This window comes from Mesorhizobium sp. M0615, from assembly GCF_040320805.1.
Taxonomy (GTDB): Bacteria; Pseudomonadota; Alphaproteobacteria; order Rhizobiales; family Rhizobiaceae; genus Mesorhizobium.
This window is the reverse complement of record NZ_JAMYQI010000044.1, coordinates 1-2,048: the sequence shown is the minus strand read 5'-3', so window position 1 is coordinate 2,048 and position 2,048 is coordinate 1. Positions and strand designations below refer to the sequence as shown.

The following is a 2,048-nucleotide window of genomic DNA, read 5'->3' as shown; positions in this document are numbered from 1 at the left end:
GCTATTGTCGCCGCGGCGAAAGCAGCGGGCACGCACGAACTGATCCTCCGATTTGAGCACGGATACGAAACTCCGATTGGTGAGGCCGGATCGGCACTTTCCGCCGGGCAGCGTCAGCTTATCGGTCTTGCCCGGGCCCTTTATCGAGACCCTTTCCTTGTCGTGCTGGATGAACCCAATGCCCATCTCGACGCGGAAGGCGAAGCTGCAGTCGTTAATGCGATCGCCTCCGTGCGCGAGCGCAAGGGCATTGCGGTTGTCGTCGCCCATCGGCCGAGCGCCATCCGCGCCGTCGATTTGGTGTTGGTGATGGAAGGTGGACGGCAGCGATCATTCGGTGCGCGTTCCAAAGTCCTGAAGGCCATCGAGTCTACACAGGATAACGTGGCAGAGCGCGCTGACATGGAGGATCCCGGTGTCCGGCATTCATCAGAACAATGACGTTTCGAGTCCATTCGCCGGCACCTGGTTGCGGGCCTTCTGGCGAGCGTGATCTTTGTGGGAGGAGCCGGAGCCTGGGCGACCTTCACGAATCTCTCCGGTGCGGTTGTAGCGTCCGGACACTTTGTCGTCGTTTCCTAGTGAGAAGATACAGCACCCGACTAGCGGGGTGGTCGGAGAAATCCTGGTGAACCCGGCATTTCGTACTACCTGGTGCGCCTGTCGGTTCCGATCTCGGCTCGCGCGAACGCGCTCCCTAACGTTCCATTGCTCGCAATGGGCAGTGCCGGCGCGACTCGGCAACACAGCCCCATGCCCGTTCTTCCGAGGGCGGCCCAACCAGGACGACCGGTTGCCAAGTTTTCCTGGACCGTTCTTTGAGTGTGAATGTTCGGGCCGATTGCCTGGGGCGTGTCCCCGCCGCCTGCGAGCCCGCAACTGCTCAGCAGAAGGGCGAAGTGAACGAGAATGCATCCATTTCGTAAATGTATGCCTATCCAAGCAATCGATTTCTCCAATTGTCCGATGACGAATATGAACGACTCAGGCAGGGGCATCATTAGGAGTATTTTCAATGGCAAAGATTATCGAAGGTGGCCCGGGTTCCGAAACACTCCTCGGCACCGAGGGTGTTGACTGGATCGAGGGTTACCAGGGCGGTGACTGGCTTGACGGTCGTGGCGGCAACGACGAGATCTCGGGTGGCGCGGCCAGTGACCGAGCCATCGGCGGCGAGGGTAACGACCGCATCTTCGGCGGAGATGGCTGGGACGATCTCTCCGGCGACAACGGCCGCTTCAACGCGCGCGTCTCCGGTGAGGACAATGACAGGCTCAGCGGCGGACCCGGCCAGGATGTCCTCTACGTGGGTGACGGCCAGGACACGTTGACCGGGGGCAGCGACAGTGACACGTTCGTGTTCCAGTTCCACAATCCGGTGCCTGGGGTTGTCGGGTCGACGTCGGACATTACCACTATCACCGATTTCAACCCGGCGGAGGACAAGTTCGCCTTCGATGCGGTAGGCCTCTACAACGACGGTTTTGGCGCGAACTTCGTCAACAACGCCAGCATACAGTCCGGCTACCCGGTGAGCAGCTTCTACAGCGGTGCGGCGTCGGGTGCGAACGGCGAACACGTCGTGGTGATCACTGGTGAATCTTTCAACTCTGCTAATGAGGCGGCGAGTGCGATCTCCGGCGAGCACGCCGGCGACATCATTGTCTACCAAAGCAGCTACACTGACAGAGTTGCAACTCTGGCCTATGTCACCGCCGACGGCAGCGCGCACGAGTTCGCCCACCTGGGCGGTGTAGTCACCGTGGCCGACCTAGGCCTGACCGCGTCGGACTTCACCTTCGTTTGATCCAGAAAACCCATGCGAAACCGCGCCCGCCCCGCCCCCCCGGGCGGGCGCTTTCCCGTCCGTTTCCGCTACTTGCCATGGGCCGGGGCGCCTGGGAGCAGTCAGCGTGTACAGTGACGAAGCCCTGCGCGTCGCGCTGGTCGTGGACCGAAATCTCCTGAAGGTGTGGAGGCGGAAGCCTGTTCGGGCCCTTGCGGCCGACCACGATGAATCCCTTCCAAACCTTCAGCCGGACGGTGTT

At 61.3% G+C, this 2,048-nt stretch carries 2 protein-coding genes and 1 pseudogene; all 3 read left to right on the top strand.

Translation table 11 applies throughout. The features are described from left to right. The coding region (locus NKI46_RS30875; protein WP_352749715.1) for an ATP-binding cassette domain-containing protein at window positions 1-441 on the top strand (441 nt) is incomplete at its 5' end. Further along, window positions 416-646 (top strand): annotated as a pseudogene (locus NKI46_RS30870) (HlyD family type I secretion periplasmic adaptor subunit); the annotation flags it as partial. The gene NKI46_RS30875 and the pseudogene NKI46_RS30870, both read left to right, overlap by 26 nt. Before the next feature lie 369 nt (window positions 647-1,015). Further along, window positions 1,016-1,807, top strand: coding sequence for a calcium-binding protein (locus NKI46_RS30865; protein WP_352749712.1), 792 nt, complete (start codon window positions 1,016-1,018; stop codon window positions 1,805-1,807). Window positions 1,808-2,048 lie beyond the last annotated feature (241 nt).

What these genes read in the sequence shown, in the direction of transcription:
- NKI46_RS30865 (WP_352749712.1), top strand. Translation starts at nt 1,016, where the DNA reads ATGGCAAAGATTATCGAAGGTGGCCCGGGTTCCGAAACACTCCTCGGC.